This is a genomic window from Bacillus sp. OK048 (assembly GCF_900103525.1).
In the GTDB taxonomy this organism is placed as follows: Bacteria; Bacillota; Bacilli; order Bacillales; family Cytobacillaceae; genus Neobacillus.
The window spans coordinates 182,099-202,303 of record NZ_FNHN01000009.1; the positions used below are offsets into that span (position 1 = coordinate 182,099).

General features: G+C 38.6%; 18 protein-coding genes. 9 read left to right on the plus strand and 9 right to left on the minus strand.

Annotated elements, in window-relative coordinates; translation table 11 throughout:
• Positions 1-131: 131 nt before the first annotated feature.
• From BLR86_RS17440 to BLR86_RS17455, 4 genes are all read right to left on the minus strand, one after another.
• Positions 132-1,274: a glycosyltransferase family 4 protein gene (locus BLR86_RS17440; RefSeq protein WP_090764203.1), complete on the minus strand. Its 1,143-nt coding sequence runs from the start codon at positions 1,272-1,274 to the stop codon at positions 132-134.
• A 34-nt stretch (positions 1,275-1,308) separates the two neighbouring features.
• Positions 1,309-1,836 carry a phosphatase PAP2 family protein gene (locus tag BLR86_RS17445; protein WP_090764206.1) on the minus strand — a complete coding sequence of 176 codons (528 nt, stop codon included), beginning with the start codon at positions 1,834-1,836 and terminating at the stop codon, positions 1,309-1,311.
• Positions 1,837-1,854: 18 nt separating this feature from the next.
• Positions 1,855-3,183 (minus strand): UDP-glucose dehydrogenase family protein, encoded by a 1,329-nt coding sequence (locus tag BLR86_RS17450; protein WP_090764209.1) that lies wholly within the window; start codon positions 3,181-3,183, stop codon positions 1,855-1,857.
• A gap of 164 nt (positions 3,184-3,347) precedes the next feature.
• Entirely contained in the window at positions 3,348-3,884 is a 537-nt protein-coding gene (locus BLR86_RS17455) for a ribonuclease H-like YkuK family protein (RefSeq protein WP_090764212.1), read from the minus strand.
• Between the two features lie 313 nt (positions 3,885-4,197).
• On the opposite strand from BLR86_RS17455, the gene BLR86_RS17460 reads away from it, so the two are divergent.
• Positions 4,198-5,292 (plus strand): amidohydrolase, encoded by a 1,095-nt coding sequence (locus BLR86_RS17460; RefSeq protein WP_090764215.1) that lies wholly within the window; start codon positions 4,198-4,200, stop codon positions 5,290-5,292.
• A 97-nt stretch (positions 5,293-5,389) separates the two neighbouring features.
• On the opposite strand, the gene BLR86_RS17465 is transcribed toward BLR86_RS17460, so the two are convergent.
• The 5 genes from BLR86_RS17465 to BLR86_RS17485 all read right to left on the minus strand — a co-directional run bounded on the left by BLR86_RS17465 (position 5,390) and on the right by BLR86_RS17485 (position 9,906).
• On the minus strand, positions 5,390-5,890 hold the full coding sequence (locus BLR86_RS17465) for a DinB family protein (protein WP_090764221.1): 501 nt from the start codon (positions 5,888-5,890) through the stop codon (positions 5,390-5,392).
• Between the two features lie 135 nt (positions 5,891-6,025).
• Positions 6,026-6,895, minus strand: a complete 870-nt coding sequence (locus BLR86_RS17470; RefSeq protein WP_090764225.1) for a hypothetical protein — start codon at positions 6,893-6,895, stop codon at positions 6,026-6,028.
• Between the two features lie 408 nt (positions 6,896-7,303).
• The gene (locus BLR86_RS17475; RefSeq protein ID WP_090764228.1) at positions 7,304-7,951 is read right to left on the minus strand and encodes a TetR/AcrR family transcriptional regulator; all 648 of its coding nucleotides are present in this window, start codon (positions 7,949-7,951) and stop codon (positions 7,304-7,306) included.
• 135 nt (positions 7,952-8,086) lie between these two features.
• Positions 8,087-9,187 carry an ABC transporter permease gene (locus BLR86_RS17480; RefSeq protein ID WP_090764231.1) on the minus strand — a complete coding sequence of 367 codons (1,101 nt, stop codon included), beginning with the start codon at positions 9,185-9,187 and terminating at the stop codon, positions 8,087-8,089.
• Positions 9,184-9,906: an ABC transporter ATP-binding protein gene (locus BLR86_RS17485; RefSeq protein ID WP_090764234.1), complete on the minus strand. Its 723-nt coding sequence runs from the start codon at positions 9,904-9,906 to the stop codon at positions 9,184-9,186. Before BLR86_RS17485 ends, BLR86_RS17480 begins: the two co-directional genes overlap by 4 nt.
• 141 nt (positions 9,907-10,047) lie before the next feature.
• On the opposite strand from BLR86_RS17485, the gene BLR86_RS17490 reads away from it, so the two are divergent.
• From BLR86_RS17490 to BLR86_RS17525, 8 genes are all read left to right on the plus strand, one after another.
• The gene (locus BLR86_RS17490) at positions 10,048-10,620 is read left to right on the plus strand and encodes a TetR/AcrR family transcriptional regulator (RefSeq protein WP_090764238.1); all 573 of its coding nucleotides are present in this window, start codon (positions 10,048-10,050) and stop codon (positions 10,618-10,620) included.
• Between the two features lie 110 nt (positions 10,621-10,730).
• Entirely contained in the window at positions 10,731-12,839 is a 2,109-nt protein-coding gene (locus BLR86_RS17495; RefSeq protein WP_090764241.1) for an MMPL family transporter, read from the plus strand.
• A 142-nt stretch (positions 12,840-12,981) separates the two neighbouring features.
• Positions 12,982-14,607 (plus strand): ATP-binding protein, encoded by a 1,626-nt coding sequence (locus tag BLR86_RS17500; protein ID WP_090764244.1) that lies wholly within the window; start codon positions 12,982-12,984, stop codon positions 14,605-14,607.
• 421 nt (positions 14,608-15,028) lie between these two features.
• On the plus strand, positions 15,029-15,688 hold the full coding sequence (gene atoD, locus BLR86_RS17505; protein WP_090764247.1) for an acetate CoA-transferase subunit alpha: 660 nt from the start codon (positions 15,029-15,031) through the stop codon (positions 15,686-15,688).
• Positions 15,688-16,335 carry a 3-oxoacid CoA-transferase subunit B gene (locus tag BLR86_RS17510; protein ID WP_302847230.1) on the plus strand — a complete coding sequence of 216 codons (648 nt, stop codon included), beginning with the start codon at positions 15,688-15,690 and terminating at the stop codon, positions 16,333-16,335. The genes atoD and BLR86_RS17510 overlap by 1 nt, the downstream gene beginning before the upstream one ends.
• A gap of 60 nt (positions 16,336-16,395) precedes the next feature.
• Positions 16,396-17,583, plus strand: coding sequence for an acetyl-CoA C-acetyltransferase (locus BLR86_RS17515; protein ID WP_090764250.1), 1,188 nt, complete (start codon positions 16,396-16,398; stop codon positions 17,581-17,583).
• Positions 17,584-17,896: 313 nt separating this feature from the next.
• Positions 17,897-19,333: a GntP family permease gene (locus BLR86_RS17520; RefSeq protein ID WP_090764252.1), complete on the plus strand. Its 1,437-nt coding sequence runs from the start codon at positions 17,897-17,899 to the stop codon at positions 19,331-19,333.
• Between the two features lie 55 nt (positions 19,334-19,388).
• Positions 19,389-20,165 carry a 3-hydroxybutyrate dehydrogenase gene (locus BLR86_RS17525; protein WP_090764255.1) on the plus strand — a complete coding sequence of 259 codons (777 nt, stop codon included), beginning with the start codon at positions 19,389-19,391 and terminating at the stop codon, positions 20,163-20,165.
• Positions 20,166-20,205: the final 40 nt, after the last annotated feature.

Consider the following 20,205-nt stretch of genomic DNA (forward strand, 5'->3'; position numbering starts at 1 on the left):
ATGGTCTCGACTTTCCGGAAATAACGAGGTTAGTCGCCAGTTTTTACAAAACCAGAACTTCCTTAGTATAAGAAGAGACCAGAGCCCCTGTGTATTAGAAGTAAACACACAAGGGCTCTGGTCATATTTTTTTAAGCATAAACTTTTTTTGTAGGTTCTTCGATAACAGTAAAATATTGATCAAGTAAATGTTCGAATATCTGATCCCACTTTTGTGTAAGGGCATACTTCCTAGCATTTAACGCCATCTGTTCCCGTTTTGGGTCATTATTTAACAACTGAACAATACGTTGGGCGAAATCGTCTGCATTTCCTGGCTCGCACAAATATCCGGTATTGCCAGTAGAAATAATATTTTTTACACCGCCAGAGTTTGCCCCTATAACCGGTGTTCCGCTTGCTAGAGCTTCAAGCACTACATTTCCAAAGGTTTCAGTTGGCGATGGAAAAACAAATATGTCTGTAGCAGAATAAACTTCAGCTAAACCTGCCCCTTTCAAATAGCCTGTAAAGGTCATATTTGGCTTAGCGTCCCTTTTGAGCTCATCAAGCAAAGGGCCATCTCCAGCAATTAACCAATGAATATGTTTATTTATTTCAGGCGGTAACGAGTCAGTAATTGTCATGAGCGTTTTTAGATCCTTTTCGGGTGCCAGCCTGCCGACGTAGGTAAGGATAAACTTATTAGAAATTCCATATCGACTGCTTACGATTGTTTTCTCATAATTTGGATGATAAAGCTGGCAATCTACTCCTCTTGGCCAAATCTCCAGATTAGAAAAACCGCGGCTGTTCAGTTTTTCAAATGTGTCAATTGAAGGAACGAAGAGTTTTTGAAATGGACGATGAAACCATTTCATGTATTTCCATATCGGTTTAGACAGGAATTGCAGGTCATAATAATGTAAATAGTCATTGAAATCGGTATGATAGGAACCGACCATTGGAATATTATACTTTTTTGCATAATAAACACCAGAAAGGCCAACGGTAAACGGTGTTGCGACATGAATCAAATCTGGAGAGAATTGCTCTATTTCTGACTTGATTTGTAGTAAATTTGGGATAGCAAATCGGCATTCAGGGTAAAGGAAAAATGATAGACTTTTAAACCTGTGAATATGATTTGAAACATAGTCATTCGATACAGAATGAGGAGCAAAAACTTTATAGGAAATACATTGTTTATCAAGATAATCTGTAAATCTTTTTAGAGTTTGAGCCACCCCATTTACATCCGGATAAAAGGTATCGGTGAAAATAGCAATTTTCATATAAACCCCTCCTGAATCTGATTCTGAATCATTTTTAAGATATCAAATAAAAACAGAGACTGCCGAACCACGCGCCGAGTATTCCTCCTGCGATGACGTCAGAAGGATAATGAAGCCCTAAATAGATTCTCGATATTCCTACACATAATCCTATAGGTAATAGAATAATTGCCAGGAAGGGTTTAAGAATGATAAATGGAACTATGACTGAGAAAACGGCTGTGGTATGGCCTGATGGAAAAGAATGATCTTGCAATGGATTAGGTAAAATTTTAGTTGCTTTAAATAGCAGATAAGGCCTTTTTCGCGGAAAAAGCTTCTTTACCAGCTGAACGGGTATATGACTTAGACCTAAGGCAGCAGCACTTGAAATGGCAGCCAGTCTTGTTTGATTTGAAGACAAAATCATGAGTAATAGAGCCGTTACACTTATATTTATGGCTCCACCGATATGAGTAATAGTACGAAAAAAGAGATTCATAAACTTTTTATCAAAATGGCTATTAATCTCTTGAAATACTTTGCATTCAAGGTGATAAAAGGATTGGATTAATCTCATCATGATGGTGTCTCCTTCTTTTTAAAGGCGTTGAGCAGTCTTAAGATTTAAACTGGCGGGTCTTCCAATCGATACATAGTTTATCGGATGCTGCTGAATTTCTTTAAGGGAATAGCAATTTCGTCCATCTAGGACGACGGCTTCCTTCATGCAGGTAGTATACGTTTCCAATGGTAGATGCTTAATTTGTTCCCACTCTGTTGCGATAACTGCAAAGTCTGCGTCCTTTAGCGCTTGGCGAATGTCCGTAGTGTATTCAATGGAATTTCCTAACAGTTTATGTGTATTTGGAATGGCAATCGGATCATATGCTGTGACGATTGCCCCTTCTTCAAGTAATTCCTTAATAATTGTTATGGAAGCAGCTTCACGAATATCATCGGTTTCTGGTTTAAAAGCGAGTCCAAGTAATGCCGCTTTTTTTCCTTTTAATGAACCGATGGTCTCCTTCGCCTTTTTAACTAAAAGGGAGTGCTGGTGTTGATTTACCCTAATCACGGACTCTAGCAATTCAAAGGGATGTTTAACATTGCCTGCAAGCTGAACCAAAGCTATTGTGTCTTTCGGAAAACATGAACCGCCATAGCCAATCCCTGCATGGAGAAAGGACTGCCCAATTCGTTTATCCTTGCCAATTCCGAATGCGACCTCATCAATGTTAGCGCCAACCTTTTCACAGAGGATGGCAATTTCATTGATAAAACTTATTTTCGTAGCAAGAAACGCATTGGATGCATATTTAATCATTTCTGCACTTCGAATATCCGTTATAATGATTGGAATTTTTAACGGCTGATAGAGCTGTTCTATTTTCAAAGCTGCATCAGGATTATCAGTGCCAATTATGATACGATCTCCTAAATAGTAATCCATAATGGCCGATCCTTCGCGGAGAAATTCAGGGTTGGACACTACATCAACCTTAAGGTGACGAGGCTTACTGTGTTGGAAAATCTGCTTGATTACATTGTTGGTGCCAACAGGGACAGTACTTTTTGTACAGACGATTACGTTATTTTCGATATTGTCGGCAATGGTGTAGGTCACAGCATAAATATATGATAAGTCCACAGAACCATCTTTTTTTGCAGGTGTTCCAACGGCTATAAAAACTATCTCAGCATCTGAATAGGCAAGCTTCGGATTAGTCGTAAAGTGGAGTTGTCCGTTGGAGAGTGTTTTTTCTAATAAAGGTTCCAATCCAGGTTCAAAGAATGGGGAATGTCCCTTTTCGAGCATTTCTATTTTCTCTTTTTGTGTGTCAATACAGGTTACTTGATGACCTGCATCGGCCAGACAAACGGCTGTTATTAGCCCGACATTTCCTGCACCTGCAACTGTAATCTTCATCGTATCCCTCCAAATTCATTGTGTTACCTTTATCTTATCTGAAATATTCGAATTCTTTCTAAACCGGGTGTTAAAAGAATGTAAAGACTTTGTATAGTTTGAAGAAAAAAATAAAGACCTGAGCCCTGACGCGTATTTTGGTGAACGCAGCATGGCTCAGGTCCCTATTTTGTATACCGATTGGCATAGCTTGAAGCAACAAAGGCATTTGGTTTAATTTTAGGTTCAACCCCCATAGATTCCATGCGGGCTACCATTTCATTAACAAACTCGCTGGTTTTATTACGTTTCCCAGCCCCGATGTCAATATGTCCTTCCATAATGAAAGTGGCTCCTTGATAGACAAAAGGAAGCACAATATTGATTAACCGACTCTTTCTATCCTCTGTAAATAATGAAACAATGTCCTCTGTTAGGGATAACTCAAAAGAAATCCGCTCATGAAGCTGTGTCATTTTTCTTGGGATTACGATTTTCCTAATACAAGCCCAAACACCTTTCCCTTTATTTTGAATGACAATTCCAGTAATAAATACAGTTTGACTTTTATGAACCTGCGAATCTGTTCCAACCATCAGGCGGTAATTACCGCTTGGTGCTAAGTTCATGAATTTTACAATGTGTTCAAATACCTGCTCAAATGACATACTTTTTTCGCGGAGATTTTGAAAAGAATAATCAAAGACCTGATAATTCTTCATTTTCAACACCACATCTTTTCTTTCGTAATTTTAATTACCCTTACAACTCTTAATATTATTTTATGGAATAGAAATTATTCTTGTGCACCTTAAAGAGTCAACAAGGAAACAAAGTTGTCCAACACGAGTTGAACTAAGTCAAATACGACCTTTTGCCTAACATCACAATAAAAGGTAAATTTTTCGTAAATGCATAAAAACAGCACTGACTGTCCACCTGGGGTGGAAAGTGTCTTTTTGTGGTGACAGGCACCACCATATGATGTACTATTTGTATATTAATTTTTTTGAGGGATAGGGGGCTTTTGTGTTGATGGAGGTTTTTGAGAAGGAGATTTTGGCATGGTTTGATCATTTTCATGCGATTCCGGAGGTTAGTTGGAAAGAGTTTACTACTACGCAGTCTATCGCAAGTATATTAGATGATTTAGGTGTTACTTACCGTACTTTTTCAGATGTTACTGGCGTTATCGCAGAAATAGGCGAAGGTGATGAAGTGATTGCGGTACGAGCAGAAATCGATGCATTATGGCAGGAAGTTGATGGAGTTTGGCAGGGAAACCACTCCTGTGGTCACGATGCCATTATTTCGATGGTACTTGGAGCGCTCCTATATTTGAAAGATAAACCACTCACAAAGAAAATACGCTTTATATTTCAACCGGCTGAGGAAAAGGGGAACGGATCCTTAGCCATGATTGAGCGCGGAGCGATTGAAAACGTGAGCCATCTTTTCGGAATTCATCTTCGTCCGATAGAGGAGCTTCCCATGGGTAAAGTGTCAGCTTCTATTCATCACGGAGCGGCAATCTTCTTAGAAGGAAAAGTCCTCGGTGAGGACGCTCACGGGGCTAGACCCCATCAAGGGAAAAACGCAATCGATGTGATTTTCGGGATCCAGCAATTCATTAAATCTATTTACCTATCGCCATTTGAAGTCTATTCTGCGAAACTTACTAAAATAAACGCTGGAGGCGAAAGCTTAAACATCATTCCAGGCTCAGCAGAATTTGCTATCGATGTCCGTGCTCAAAAAAATGAAGTGCTGGAAAAGCTTAAAGACAAAATCGATACCGGCTTAACAGGTTTAAGTAATCTATATGGTGTAGATATTGAATGGAAATGGAGTGATTTTACTCCTGGAGCAGAGGTGTCTGCAGAGGCTGAAGCCATTGCGGAGGAAGCTATTCGGACTATTGTCGGTGATGAGGGGCTCGCATTGCCAGTAATCACTTCTGGCAGTGATGATTTCCATTTTTATACGATTAAAAATCCAAACTTAAAAGCATCGATGATTGGGGTAGGAGCAGATCTTCAACCAGGCTTACATCACCCCAAAATGACCTTTAATAAATCTGCACTAGATGTAGGTGCCCAAATCCTTGCGGAAACATTGTTAAGAGCTTAAAAGAAGGAGCACAGCAGCAGCAGCTGTAAGCTCCTTCTTTTTTTAATGTTAAAATATGGATATACATCAATGTATAAATGGTGACAGGCACCGCTTTTTATAATGAAGATTTTAGCTCTTTAATTTGCTCGATATGCCGCTCTTCATGAAGATAGATCAAGTCCACCCATTGATTTAAGGGCAAATAACCAAAAAGAGGATGTTTGGTAGATTTTTCTGCTAGGACCGACTTGTCTTCAATTTGATTATAAAATTCCAAAAATATGTTTCTTGAATGATTTAATCGTTCTTTAATCTGTTGTAACTCCCATGGGCCATCTTCAGGAACAACGATATCGGGTGCTTTTATCTTCTGTGTGCGGACAGCTGTAACCTGAATTGGTTTCGGATCAGCCTTTTTTCCATTCACTTTATTATGTCCGTAAATGATTGCCTGCGTGAAGACACTCTCTGTTAAATACAAATGGTGGCAAACCTGACCAATACTCCAGGTATCGGAATCAGGCTTTTTGTTTAGAATCTCATAGCTAATTGACCCAATTTCCTTTAATAACCGATCTCTAGTCGTTACTAAATTTTCCATCACAGAAGTGCTCATTTTTACATCCCCCTTTAAAAACATTCCATATAGCTTATATTCTCGGTGATGAAAAAATATTCCAAGAATAGGTGCCTGTCACCGCTCGTGGACACTGTCCACCCCAGGCGGACAATATCCGCAAAAACGCCTGACTCAATTTAATGGGTCAGGCGTTTTTTGTGGGCCGGTTGTTAAGTGTTTGCTAATGGTTACAGTACATTTTAATACGAAAACAGATAGTATGACATAATACCACGGGTCCCACCAGACTTGGATGTGGAGGATTCCTGTTTTTTGTAATAGAAGGTTAACGGCGTAAATCAAAAGGGGTGTTAACACATATTTGAACCATTTTAGCTTCCAATGATGTTTGGCTATCCAAACATAGAAGAGACAGGCAAGTAAGTAATAGATAGCACCGAATGCTGTGGTATCTTTTGATGGCATATCAAACCAGCCTAGATCATAATATCGAATTGAAAAAAACATAACTGGCATAAATTGAAGGTTGGCTGAGATTGGACTAACACATAAAAATAGAACAATGTTGTGGAGCTTTCCTTGTAATGGTCGGGAAAGCAATTGGTAGAATAATTTTGCTAATGGAAAATAAACAAGAAGAAGTCCAGGTGCCGTGTAACCAATCCTCCACCAATTATGGGTATATATATTTAATTTCAAAAAGGTCCATTCTATAACTGCAAAAAGGCTAACAAAAAATATGATCCATAGCCAATTCTTCCTTAGCGCAGCTATAAAAGTTGCTACAACAGGTAAAGCCAATGCATTTGAGGCAATAGCTCCCATGTTACTGTCATAAAACGAATCGTGTTTAATAAGTTTTGGATAATACTGATAGCTATGCCCAATGTTGTAAATCACAGTTTCTACAATATAGCCAAAACCAACCATTGCGAAAAAAAGTAATAAGATCCGGTTACTTTTTGTTTTAAGGTACACATAAATTAACAGAAGAATACTTAAAGCAGCTAACCCTAAATACCAAAATGAGTTAAATTCCATATCCATGCTCCTTCTGTTTTATTGTTAGCAGGTAGTATTCATCAAAGAAGGGATATTATTCAAATTACACTAATTAATCGCTTGATTAAATCGGCTGGTAAACTAATCAAACGATTGATTGGAAGGGTCTAAATCCTTGGTAGTATTGGGTTTGTTTGAAATTGGGCATCTATGAGGAAAACTAATTAATCGCTTGATTAAATCGGCTGGTAAACTAATCAAACGATTGATTAGAAGGGTCTAATGTCTTGGTAGTACTGGGTTTGTTTGAAATTGGGCATCTAAGAGGAAAACTAATTAATCGTTTGATTAGATCGGCCAATAAACCAATCAAACGATTGTTTAAATTAAAAATGAAGAAAAAATAATCCCCTTCAATCATTTTGATTAAAAGGGATTTCCTTGCAATTATTCCTTTTTTCCAACTCCATGCATAATAAATTGAATCGTCTGTTCAATTTCAAGCTCATCATCCCATTCCAATTGAGGGAATAGGATATAACGGGAAATTAAAAAGCCAAGGATATTGGTAATCGTTAATCTTGCAATACTTGCCGGAGGCATATCTATTAATAATCCTTTTTCCTGATACTCCACGATTACTTTTTCTACTCGATTAAAGATATTTTTTACAACGAGGTCAAGAAATTGCTCGCGTAGCTCCGGCTGGAAAGGGATTTCTTGAAGCATGATTTTTACTACAGGGAGCATTCGGATGAGAAGATCCCTTCTATTTTCTATCGTAGCTCGCAGAAACTCCTCAACTGTTTCATAATCCTGTTCGAGCACTTTATTAAAATCCTTAACAACTAAAGGGGCTATGAACTTAGTCATCAGCGGGGCAACAATGGAAACTAACAATTCCTTTTTGGTTTTATAGTGCCGAAAAATCGTTCCTTCCGCGACTCCTGCCTTTTTAGCAATTTCACTAGTAGAGGAAGCCGCATAACCTTTTTCTGAAAAAGTCTCAATAGAGGCCACAATGATTTTCTTTTGTTTATCTGTTAATTTTTCTTCAGCAAATAATTGTTGTAGCATTAATTCGTCTTCAGTCATCGGTAACTCCTTTTTACTCGCGGAATAACAGAATTTACTCGCGAAAAAATAGTGTTTACTCGCGGGTTTTATTATTTTACTCGCCAGAAGGCTGTATTTACTCGCCAAGAGCGAATAGTTTGTGGGCATTGCTACTTAAATTTTTCGATATTTCTTCAATGCTACGATATTTAAAACAATAAAGACCAAGGCAAACCCCAATAGTACAAAGAGGTCATTACGTATATCACTTAATCCTAAACCCTTATACATGACATCCACTAAGGCGCTGCCTCCATAATACATCGGCATACATTTCGCAAGAATCTGCATCCAGCCAGCCATGGATTCAAATGGGAAAATACCTGCAAAAAAGACCTGTGGAATAATCGCAATCGGTATAAATTGCATCATTTGGAACTCTGAATTTGCGAAGGCTGATAATAGTATTCCAAGTGACAAGGCAACCAGAGCTAGGGTTAAATTGATGATGACCACATTCCAGAATGAACCGACAAGTGTAATATCTAACACTTTAACAGCATACGTAACCACAATAATTGTTTGGATAACTGCGAATAGCCCATATCCAAATAAATAACCAAAAACAATTTCTCTTCGTAGAATCGGTGTTGCCAATAAACGTTCAAGGGTCCCTGTGGTACGCTCTCGCAATAAAGCAATTCCAGAAATTAAGAACACGAAAAAGAAAACAAAGAATCCAACTAGTATGGGGCTTAACTGATCAAAAAAGATGGTACTTTTGTTGCCATATAGATAGGAAGTAGAAATTTCAGGTGCTTTTACTTGCTCCATTTTTACAGGAATTCCTGGCAGCTGTTTCTGAATGGTTTCCATAAATGTAGACAAATTTGCAGCTTGTTCTTTAGCCTTTTCAGCTGCAATTGCTTGTTGAACTTTGACCTGTAAAGCCTTTGCTGTATTTGGCTGGTCGTTTGTAAGCGTCAAGGAAAAATCTTGCCCAGTAAAATCAAGAATTCCATCCAAGTCTTTTTCAATGAGAATTTCCTTCGTATTTTCTTCAACTTTTAAAATAGCGATGTCGTTATCCTTTAATCTGTCCACAAGTTTATCATCTACTTGTATCACACCAAGTCTTGGTTCGATAGTATTACCAGCAAGCAGGTAATTGAGGAGAGTAAGAATCAATAACGGTGCCACCATCATCAAAGCAAGCGCCCTTTTATCACGTAACATTTGATGACATATCCTTTTAACCATTGCCAGTATGCTCATCGCTGTTTACCTCCTGCTTTTAAAAATACTTCTTCTAAACTTGTTATCCCATACTGATTTTTCAACTCAGCAGGAGACCCACTTGTAATGATTTCACCATCACGGACCATCGCTAGTCGGTCACATTTTTCGGCTTCGTCCATTACATGTGTAGTGACTAAAATGGTTTTGCCTGCATTTTTTAAGCGATATAATTCAGCCCAGATTGACTGCCTTAACTCTGGGTCAATCCCAACGGTAGGTTCATCGAGAATCAGAATTTCAGGATCTTGGATCAAGGCGACGGCAAGGGATAACCGGCGTTTCATCCCACCAGAGTAATTTTCAACTTTCTTTTTTAAATCAGCCGTTAAATTTACTAAATCTGCTGCATAGGCAATCCGTTCTTTTTGTGCATGTTTATTAAGCTTAAATAGGGAAGCAAAAAAAGCTAGATTTTCTTCTCCTGTTAAATCGGAATATAAGGCGTCTGCCTGGGCCATATAGCCGATTCTCTGCAAAAGTTTTAAATTAGGAACAGCAGTATTCAAAACCTGGACATCACCGTGGTCGGGAGAATCCATGCCCACGATTATTTTTACCAAGGTAGTTTTGCCGGATCCAGACGGACCGATTAACCCATAAATACTTCCTGACTCCACGTTCAAGCTAATCTGATTTAGGACCAACTTTTTTCCAAAGCTTTTGCTCACATCATTGATAACTATTGTTGAAGACATCCTAATCATCCCTCTCTAAAATGAGTGATTACTCACTCTTATTATAACAGTAAAATCATTCAGTAAATAGACGGTATAAAGGATTTTTCTAAAAATCAGTATGGTATACTATCCTCATATAGTTACTTTGGGGGTGAAGAAGTGGCACGAGAACGGAAGTTTAATACAGTGGAGTTATTTCATGAGTCAAAGCAGTTACTTCTCCAGCATGGATATGACGGATTCACTTTTAGCATGTTAGCCGATCGGATGGAGGTATCAAGGGCGGCTTTATATAAATACTACGACAATAAGGAAGAATTAATTACGGATTTTATGATTTATGAAATGGAAGAATTCTTACATGAATTAATGGAAATGGAAAAACATGATGGGTTTGAAAAGCAGTTCGATTTTCTAATGGATCTTATTTTTAAGAAAACGGAAGTACATCATCTTATTAAGGCTGCGCAGCAAGTTTTATCTCTCGCGGAGTTGTCGTTTAAAAACAAAGATAAGTTGGAAAAGCTGCCATTAGAAATGTACAAGTTTTTACAAAACTTTATCCAATTAGGTAAAAATGAAGAAAAATTAAAACTCCATCTTCCCGATAGTCTAATTATTGGATTAATTCTTCAAACAGTTGCGATTCCTAATCATTTTGGGGTTCCGCACGAAGAATGGCTTAATTCAATTAAGGAAATCATTGGTCAAGGAATGTTAATGAAAAGATAATTGACACAAGTGTAACTTTGAAAGATAATGTAAAGTGTAATTGTGCTAATTATTTTTTTCATCAAAGTTACAGGTTCGTCACTTATACGATTAAGAAGGAGAGCGGAGAAATGAATTCATTTTTGCGGCCCATAACCGACCGAGTAACCTCGAAAAAGGGAATGTGGATAACGTTAGGAATTTGGCTGTTAGTAACGATATTGCTGTCAGCCCTAGCACCAAGTGCGAAAGAATATGAGGTATCAAGCATAAACTCCATTCCTGAAGATGCAAAATCTATCATTGCTGAAAATAAGGTTGATAACTATTTTAAAAATAATGAAGGAATTCCAGCTATATTGGTTTTTCAATCTGATAAGGGTCAAGTAGAATTATCAGAGCTCCAACCATTATTTGAAAAAATCGATCAGGTTGAAGGGATAAAAGAATATGTTCCATTAACAACCATGCCGCCACAAGCGACAGTAAATTTCTTTTCAGAGGATAAAAGTACATTAATTCTACCCCTAACCTTTGAATCTTCTTTAGAGTCGAAGGAATTGCGAACCCAGCAGGAGAAAATTAGTGAAATTGTTAGCAAGGATACTGAATTGACATTGTATATTACCGGTCCTGCAGGTATTGCGGTAGATTCACTCAATCTCTTTTCACGTGCTGACCTTGTTTTATTATTTTCTACTGTCGGATTGATCTTAGTACTGTTAATTGTCATTTACCGTTCACCATTATTAGCCTTCATTCCATTAATAGCAGCAGCATTTGTATATCAAGTAGTGAATCAGGTTCTAGGCTTGATGGGGATGGCTGGATTAGTAATAAGTAATCAAACATTTTCGATTATGACGATTCTTTTGTTTGCAGCCGTTATTGATTATTCCTTATTTGTCTTCTCACGTTACCGTGAAGAATTGAAAAAGGCTGAAAGCAAATTTGATGCGATGAAACAAGCGATGAGAGAAACCGGAGTGCCAGTTTTCTTCTCTGGGGGAACTGTACTAGCAGCGATGTTAGTCCTGTTTTTTGCAGAGTTTGGTGATTATCGGAATTTCGCACCAGTTTTTGCTGCAGCCATGCTCATTATTATGTTTGCATCGATTACCCTTGTACCGGCTTTGTTTGCATTGTTCGGAAGAAAAGCTTTCTGGCCCAAGGTTCCAAGAGTCGGTGAGGCAGCGGTTAAATCCAATTCAATATGGAGCAAAATTGGTAAATTTGTCGTAAAAAAACCTGTGTTATCAGTTTTCGTTATCGGTATCATCCTTCTAGCTTCTGCTCTTAACATGCTAAATTTGAAATACGAATTCGATACTATGAAGTCCTTTCCAGCGGATATGCCTTCAAGACTAGGGTATGAAATCCTTGAAGAAAAATTTGAAAAAGGTGATTTAGCTGCAACGACGGTATTATTTGAAGCAAAAGAAGAAGTGACCGTTGAGCAGCAGGCAAAATTGCTTGAAATACTTGCAGATCAAGAGTTAGTAAGTAATGTTCGTCCGAATGGGACTACATCAGATCAAAAGGTTGTCCAGTATAGCCTCACCTTTAAGGAAAGCCCATATGCGGTCGAGACCATGGATGCACTAGAGAAGATACGAGACAATAGTGATAAACTGGTGGCAGACAGCAATCTAGACGGTGAGCTTTATTTTGCAGGGGAAACGGCAAAAAAAGTGGATGACCGTGCAGCAAACAATCGAGATTTAGTAGTGATTGTCTTGCTTGAATCACTGTTAATTTTTATCATGTTGATTGTCATGACAAAATCATTTAAAATGCCAATTTATATGATGGGGACGATTCTAATTTCGTTCTTGGCTGCCGTTGGTTTAGGCATGTTTTTAAGCAGTCTGTTTTTCGATATTGATACGATTAGCAATCGGGTTCCTCTTTACTCATTTGTCTTCTTAGTAGCACTGGGTATTGATTACAATATCATTCTAATATCTAGATTTATGGAAGAGCGGAAAAAACATTCTGTAAAAAAGGCGGTGGAAATTGCTGTTGCCAATACGGGCGGCGTAATTTCTTCAGCAGGGATCATTTTAGCAGCAACCTTTGCAGTACTAATGACCCAGCCTATTCAACTATTATTTGTATTTGGTTTCATTGTTGCAGTCGGTATTTTATTAGATACATTCTTAATCCGTGGAATCTTATTACCAGCATTAATTGTTTTGTTTGAAAAAGAAAAACCAGCAGTAGAAAAAGGCGTTCAATAATAAAAAGAGGCACCAAAAACACAAATTTGGTGCCTCTTTTTTGGATTTTACTTCCATTTAAAATAATTTATTTCATATGGTATTCGTATATATTCTAGTTTATGATAGAGGGAAAAGTACGTTCTTTTAGGTGGGAGTTCATTTGTTTCTATTAGATTATATTGTAAATCTCTCCATTTTTTCTTTATTAGTTAGTACTCCGCTTGTCATTCGTTCCTTCATTAATTATAGACCCATCAAACATGTCCGTTTTTGGGTAGGTGTTTATGGGGGGATTGTTTCAATTATTCTCGTAATGCTAGCAATCCATGAGCAAGGATTTTCATACGATATTCGATATGCTCCAGTCATTCTGGTTTTTGCCTATCTAGGACCGATTGCAGGTATCATTACCGGAGCGTTTGGGTTATTTGCACGTTTGGTATCAAGTGGTCATTGGGATATTGCCATCATCGGTTGGGTAGTCATGATGATAGGTTTTACCACCATATCCTATTATAGTAAAAGGTTAACAGCATTAAAAAAATCAATTCTTTTATTTGGCACATATGCCATTATTTATGTCATAACCATACCGATTATTTTTAACGTATTTAGAGATAATCTATTCTTTCATTTTCAATATATCCTATTCGTGATGTTAGGCGTTATTTTAGGCCTTTTATTGATAGAGTCCTATGTAAAGCTTCATAGATTAAATAATCGATTGTCGGATATGTATAGGATGGTTGAAGCGAGTGAATCTAAATACAGGCTTATCGCAGAAAACACCTCTGATTTAATTATGGTAATGGACAAAGAACATTCCCTTACTTATTTTTCTCCTTCACATGAAGTTGTTTTAGGGTATCAATCCTTTGAACTGGAAGAGGTTAAATTATGTACGTTCATTCATCCTAATGATGTTGAACTGTTTAGGAGTACGTTAGCAGGGATGTTTGAAAATAAAGAATCTAAAGCAATTGAATTCCGTCTACGCCACAAAAACGGTGACTATATTGAATTTGAATCTCGCTGCAAGCCAGTAAGAGGACAAAATGATGAAATTGAACATATTGTGATTATCAGTCGTGATATTTCAGAGCGTAAAAAGGCAGAAGAAATCCTCTTGCAATCTGAGAAGCTTTCCATTGTTGGCGAGTTGGCGGCAGGAGTGGCACATGAAATTCGCAACCCGCTCACCACAATCAAAGGATTTGTTCAACTGTATAAATGGGAAAATGGAGCAGAAGAAATCAATGACCTAATCCTAAGTGAGCTTGGACGGATTGAAACCATTACGAGTGAAATGCTTACTTTAGGAAAACCACAGGCAGTCCAACTACATCGGACGAATCTTAGAGAACTGGTCAAGAATACGCTTGAACTCCTTTCTCCGCAAGCACATATGGTAAATATTCAATTTAAACTTATTGTAGAGGAATCGTCATTTTTTATAACGGGAGAAAAGAATCAATTAAAGCAGGTATTGCTTAATGTTTTAAAGAATGCAATCGAGGCAATGCCTGAAGGGGGAGATATTCACATAAATCTCCAAAAAGGAGCAGAAGCAGAATGTGTCCTTTCTATTAAGGATGAAGGAAGCGGAATTCCAGAAGAGCTACTGCCTCGGTTGGGTGAACCTTTTTATAGTTTGAAAGAAAAGGGAACCGGACTTGGACTAATGATTTGTAATAAAATAATTAAGCAGCATCATGGCACGATTACCTATCAAAGTAAAGCCCAACAGGGGACCTTAGTGGAAATTAGGTTACCATTGGCTAATTAAATAAAGGCTCTGTTATAAATGAATGTTGATTTCACGCTGTTCGAGAAATAAGCGGAGAATTTCCGTTTATATTGGGAAATACCCATATTTCCTTTAAAATAAGCGGAGTTTTTCCGGTTATCCGATCCAATTCGATGGATTTTTTCTTATTTAGAGCAGTTAAGCGGAAAACTTCCGCTTATATCTGCTTCTAAAGCCTCCACGAAAGATAATAACCGGAAATTCTCCGACTATGATTTCTTATAACTACATGAACATCAACAATGAAATATAATAGAGCCTAATTATAAATAAAGAGAGGAACACTTTCCAGTTTAAGGAGAGTGTTCCTTTTTTAATATACCTTTCTAGTTGGCACGCTTCTTGCATATTAAATAGGTGTGAGCGATAAACTCACTTATTATTCAGGAGGTGCTATTACGTGAATAAAATTATTTCAATGGATGAAGTTGCTTCGTTTTTTAAAGATGACATGACGGTTATGGCAGGAGGATTTATGGGGGTTGGTACGCCAGAATGCCTTGTATCTGCTCTTTTAGATTCAGACGTCAAAGATATAACATTGATTGCAAATGATACCGCTTTCATAGAAAGTGGAGTAGGTCCTTTAATAGTAAATCATCGCGTGAAGAAAGTGATTGCTTCTCATATTGGTACAAATCCGGAAACTGGACGGCAAATGATTGCAGGTGAAATGGAAGTAGAACTTGTTCCTCAGGGGACACTCGCTGAAAGAGTTCGTGCAGGTGGGGCTGGTCTTGGTGGAATTCTTACTCCAACGGGCGTGGGAACAGTGGTAGAAGAAGGAAAGGAAAAGTTGACCCTAGATGGGCGTGAATATTTACTTGAAAAGCCACTTCGTGCAGAAGTTGCACTGCTTAAGGCTTATAAAGCGGACAAATCTGGTAACTTGGTTTATCATCGCTCGGCTCGTAATTTTAATCCATTCATGGCACTGGCAGCGGATCTTGTCATCGTTCAAGTAGAGCAATTAGTGGAAGTGGGAGAAATTGATCCCGATGACGTTATGACACCGGGAATCCTTGTGGATAAAATTTATGTTCAGGGAGGTAGAAATTAATGTTACAAACATTAGTGAATCCAAAACAAATCATCGCTGCACGTGTGGCAAAGGAAATGAGAGACGGAGATGTAGTAAACCTGGGAATTGGCTTACCAACGATGGTGCCAAATTATCTCCCTGATACCGTAAATGTTATTCTCCAATCTGAAAATGGTTATGTTGGGCTTGGTCCATTGGAAGGAGATATTGATCCAGATTTGGTCAATGCCGGTGGTCAGCCTTCGGGAATTCTTCCTGGCGGTGCATTTTTTGACAGCGTATTCTCTTTTGAATTAATCCGCGGCGGACATGTAGATGTAACCGTACTTGGAGGGCTTGAAGTCGATGCGAAAGGAAACCTTGCAAACTGGATGGTTCCAGGAAAAATGGTTCCAGGCATGGGCGGTGCCATGGATTTAGTAACAGGAGCAAAGAAGGTAATCGTCGCAATGGAACATACAGCAAAGAATGGGTCCTCTAAAATCCTTGAAGAATGCCGCTTGCCGCTCACAGGAAAAGGCGTGGTTGACCTGATTGTAACGGAACTAGCAGTCTTCCGTGTTACAGAAGAAGGACTGATCCTCGAAGAACTTCAAGAGGGTGTAGACCTTGAGACCGTTAAGGAAAAAACAGAGGCTTCATTTAAAATTAGCTCGGCTATTTAACTATTAGCCTAGTGAATAAATAGAAGAATAACAAAATTTTAAGCACAGGAGGATAAAGGAATGCGTGAAGTAGTGATTGTAAGTGCTGTTCGTACAGCGATTGGGAATTTTATGGGGACATTAAGTGATACGCCAGCAACGGAGTTAGGTGCAATTGTGATCAAAGAAGCGCTAAATCGAGCGGGAGTGAAGGGAGAACAAGTGGATGAAGTCATTATGGGCAACGTCCTTCAGGCTGGAATTGGTCAAGGTCCTGCCCGTCAGGCTGCGATAAAAGCAGGTCTTCCAAATGAAGTATCGTCGATGGCGATTAACAAACTCTGTGGTTCAGGGCTAAAGGCTGTACACTTGGCTGCGCAGGCAATCCAAACGGGTGAAGCAGAAATTGTTGTTGCAGGCGGCATGGAAAACATGAGCCTCTCTCCATATCTACTGCCAAAAGGACGCACAGGATACCGGATGGGTGATGGAAAAGTAATCGACAGCATGATTCAAGATGGATTGCAATGTGCCATAAATTCTTATCATATGGGTGTTACAGCAGAGAATATTGCCGAGCAATATGGAATAACAAGAGATGAACAAGATGAATTTGCGGCATGGAGCCAGCAGAAGGCTGAGAATGCCATTAAAGAAGGAAAGTTCAAGGAAGAAATCGTTCCTGTTGAAATCCCGCAACGTAAAGGTGATCCGATTATATTCGATACCGACGAGTTTCCAAGAGCCGGAGTAACAGCAGAAAAGCTAGGAAAACTGAAACCGGCATTTAAAAAAGACGGAACCGTTACAGCTGCGAACGCCTCAGGTATCAATGATGGGGCAGCTGCACTAGTATTAATGAGCAGGGAGAAAGCAACGGAACTTGGTATTAAACCTATGGCGGTAATCCGTGCGAATGGAACAGCAGGAGTAGATCCGAAAATAATGGGTATTGGTCCTGTTCCGGCTTCCAAAAAGGCATTGCAAAAATCAGGACTTTCCATGGAAGAAATCGACTTAGTTGAGGCAAATGAAGCATTTGCAGCGCAATCTCTTGCGGTGGGACGTGACCTTGAGATTCCAAATGAGAAACTGAATGTAAATGGCGGAGCAGTAGCATTGGGACATCCAATCGGTGCAAGCGGTGCCCGTGTTCTAGTTACTTTACTGCATGAAATGAAACGTCAAGGGTCCCGTTATGGATTGGCTGCTTTATGTATTGGCGGCGGTCAGGGTATTGCAACGTTAGTTGAAATGGACAAAAATTAAATTTTCGCAGTCCGTTATATTGAAATAACGCATTCCGCAGAAACGGAAAATTCCGGTTTTGCGGAATGGAAAAATCCTAAAATTCCGGATAAACGGAAAATGAAAAACAGAATGTTTGCTAGTTTAATAATGTTTACCATCATGAAATTGGGTAAAAACCTTGTATAATAATAGTGAATTTTATTATTATTTCGACATTTAATTTTTTGGCATAAAAATTGCATTAATATAAATGTGAGCATTCAATGAAAACGCTTACTTGGGGAGTAAATGTTATTGATGCTTACACAAAAAAAGGTATAGGGGGATCTAAATGGATTTAATTTTTATTCTTTTGGCGCTCGGACTTCTAATGTTTGCCGCCTACCGTGGTTTTTCTGTCATTTTATTCGCACCGCTTTGTGCCATTTTAGCTGTTTTATTAATTGATCCAAGTCATGTATTACCGTTTTTCTCTGGCGTCTTTATGGAAAAAATGGTCGGGTTCATCAAAAACTACTTCCCAGTCTTCTTACTAGGAGCTATATTCGGGAAAGTAGTAGAAATGTCAGGAATTGCAGAATCCATTGCAAAGACGATTGTTCGTATTCTAGGTGCAAAACGTGCGATGTTAACAATTGTGTTGCTAGGTGCAATCTTAACATACAGCGGTGTTAGTTTATTCGTGGCTGTATTTGCAATCTATCCGTTTGCAGCACAAATGTTCAGAGAAGCTAATATTCCAAAGAGGCTTATCCCTGGTACGATTGCTCTTGGTGCATTCACATTTACGATGGACGCTTTACCGGGTACACCACAAATTCAGAACGTTATTCCAATTGCTTTCTTTAAAACAGACATTTATGCAGCACCAATTCTTGGTATCATTGGAGCCATCTTTGTATTAACTCTTGGATTATTTTATCTAGAGATGAGAAGGAAAAAGGCAGAGAAAGCAGGAGAAGGCTATTATGGCTTTGGTGCTGAGAATGCCGCTGCGTTAGCAAAAGAGATAAATGAAGAAAAAGCATCATCAGCTCCTGATATGGCAGCAAAACAAACTGTATTAAGACAAATTTTAGCTTTTGTTCCATTAATTCTAGTTGGTGTTACCAATAAAATTTTCATTACATTTATACCACAATGGTATCCAAATGGTTTTGATTTTAAAGCGATAGGATTATCATACACAATTGATGTTACTGCGAGTGCTGCAATCTGGGCGATTGAAATGGCATTAGTTGTCGGTATTGTTACTTCACTACTATATGACTGGAAACGAGTATCAAGTAAATTTAAAGAAGGTATCAACCAAAGTATTGGCGGTTCATTACTTGCAACCATGAATACGGGTGCTGAATATGGATTTGGCGGTGTTATTGCGGCACTTCCAGGATTTGCAAAAATTAGTGATGGAATTTCAACGACGTTTACCAATCCACTTGTCAATGGTGCAGTAACAACTAGTACACTTGCCGGTGTTACCGGTTCAGCATCAGGTGGAATGGGTATTGCCTTAGGAGCAATGGCTGATAAGTACAATCAGGCAATTGCAGCTGCTAATATTCCACCAGAAGTTATGCACCGTGTTGTTGCGATGGCATCAGGCGGTATGGATACACTTCCACACAATGGAGCGGTTATTACACTATTAGCTGTTACAGGGTTAACACACAAGCAATCTTATCGAGATATTTTTGCGATTACGATTATTAAAACAATCGCTGTTTTCGTTATCATCGGAGTTTATACACTTTTTGGACTGGTATAGAAGAAAACAAATTTTCATAGAGTGAAATATAGATAATAATTTTAGGAGGTTTACTATGTTAGTAGGAAAAGTAGCGTTTATCACAGGATCAGCAAGTGGAATCGGATTAGAAATCGCCAAGACTTTTGCGCAAGAAGGAGCAAAAGTGGTGATTTCCGATTTAAATAGAGAAAAAAGTGACATCGTTGCAGGTGAGCTAAGAGAGCAAGGCTATGAGGCATTTTCAGCTCCTTGTGATGTAACCGATGAGGAAGCTTTTAAAGGGGCTCTTGAATCCGCACATAGTAGATTTGGAAGAATTGATATTTTAGTTAATAACGCAGGACTTCAGTATGTATCTCCGATCGAGGAATTCCCTACTGAAAAGTTTGAGTTTTTAGTAAAAGTTATGCTGACTGCTCCGTTTATTGGAATTAAACATGTATTCCCTTACATGAAAGAACAAGGATTTGGAAGAGTCATCAATATGGCATCTATTAACGGTGTTATTGGTTTTGCTGGCAAGGCTGCATACAATAGTGCCAAGCACGGTGTCATTGGTTTAACAAAAGTAGCTGCGTTAGAAGGCGCTACACATGGGATTACTGTAAATGCCCTATGCCCTGGTTATGTTGATACACCACTTGTTAGAAATCAGCTTAAAGACTTGTCGATAACAAGGAATGTAAGCTTAGAGCGTGTAATTGATGACGTACTACTTTCACTTGTTCCACAAAAAAGGCTGTTGCAAGTATCAGAAATTGCTGACTATGCCGCGTTCTTAGCCAGTGATAAAGCTAAAGGAGTAACAGGTCAAGCAGTTATTCTCGATGGCGGGTACACGGTACAATAATAGTAATAGTCCTGATTGGATTTTCCGGTCAGGATTTTTT

What these genes read in the sequence shown, in the direction of transcription:
- BLR86_RS17515 (WP_090764250.1), top strand. Translation starts at nt 16,396, where the DNA reads ATGCGTGAAGTAGTGATTGTAAGTGCTGTTCGTACAGCGATTGGGAAT.
- BLR86_RS17445 (WP_090764206.1), bottom strand. Translation starts at nt 1,836, where the DNA reads ATGATGAGATTAATCCAATCCTTTTATCACCTTGAATGCAAAGTATTT.
- BLR86_RS17480 (WP_090764231.1), bottom strand. Translation starts at nt 9,187, where the DNA reads ATGAGCATACTGGCAATGGTTAAAAGGATATGTCATCAAATGTTACGT.
- BLR86_RS17510 (WP_302847230.1), top strand. Translation starts at nt 15,688, where the DNA reads ATGTTACAAACATTAGTGAATCCAAAACAAATCATCGCTGCACGTGTG.
- BLR86_RS17440 (WP_090764203.1), bottom strand. Translation starts at nt 1,274, where the DNA reads ATGAAAATTGCTATTTTCACCGATACCTTTTATCCGGATGTAAATGGG.
- BLR86_RS17495 (WP_090764241.1), top strand. Translation starts at nt 10,731, where the DNA reads ATGAATTCATTTTTGCGGCCCATAACCGACCGAGTAACCTCGAAAAAG.
- BLR86_RS17485 (WP_090764234.1), bottom strand. Translation starts at nt 9,906, where the DNA reads ATGTCTTCAACAATAGTTATCAATGATGTGAGCAAAAGCTTTGGAAAA.
- BLR86_RS17520 (WP_090764252.1), top strand. Translation starts at nt 17,897, where the DNA reads ATGGATTTAATTTTTATTCTTTTGGCGCTCGGACTTCTAATGTTTGCC.
- BLR86_RS17525 (WP_090764255.1), top strand. Translation starts at nt 19,389, where the DNA reads ATGTTAGTAGGAAAAGTAGCGTTTATCACAGGATCAGCAAGTGGAATC.
- BLR86_RS17455 (WP_090764212.1), bottom strand. Translation starts at nt 3,884, where the DNA reads ATGAAGAATTATCAGGTCTTTGATTATTCTTTTCAAAATCTCCGCGAA.
- BLR86_RS17475 (WP_090764228.1), bottom strand. Translation starts at nt 7,951, where the DNA reads ATGACTGAAGACGAATTAATGCTACAACAATTATTTGCTGAAGAAAAA.
- BLR86_RS17450 (WP_090764209.1), bottom strand. Translation starts at nt 3,183, where the DNA reads ATGAAGATTACAGTTGCAGGTGCAGGAAATGTCGGGCTAATAACAGCC.
- BLR86_RS17460 (WP_090764215.1), top strand. Translation starts at nt 4,198, where the DNA reads ATGGAGGTTTTTGAGAAGGAGATTTTGGCATGGTTTGATCATTTTCAT.
- BLR86_RS17465 (WP_090764221.1), bottom strand. Translation starts at nt 5,890, where the DNA reads ATGAGCACTTCTGTGATGGAAAATTTAGTAACGACTAGAGATCGGTTA.
- BLR86_RS17470 (WP_090764225.1), bottom strand. Translation starts at nt 6,895, where the DNA reads ATGGAATTTAACTCATTTTGGTATTTAGGGTTAGCTGCTTTAAGTATT.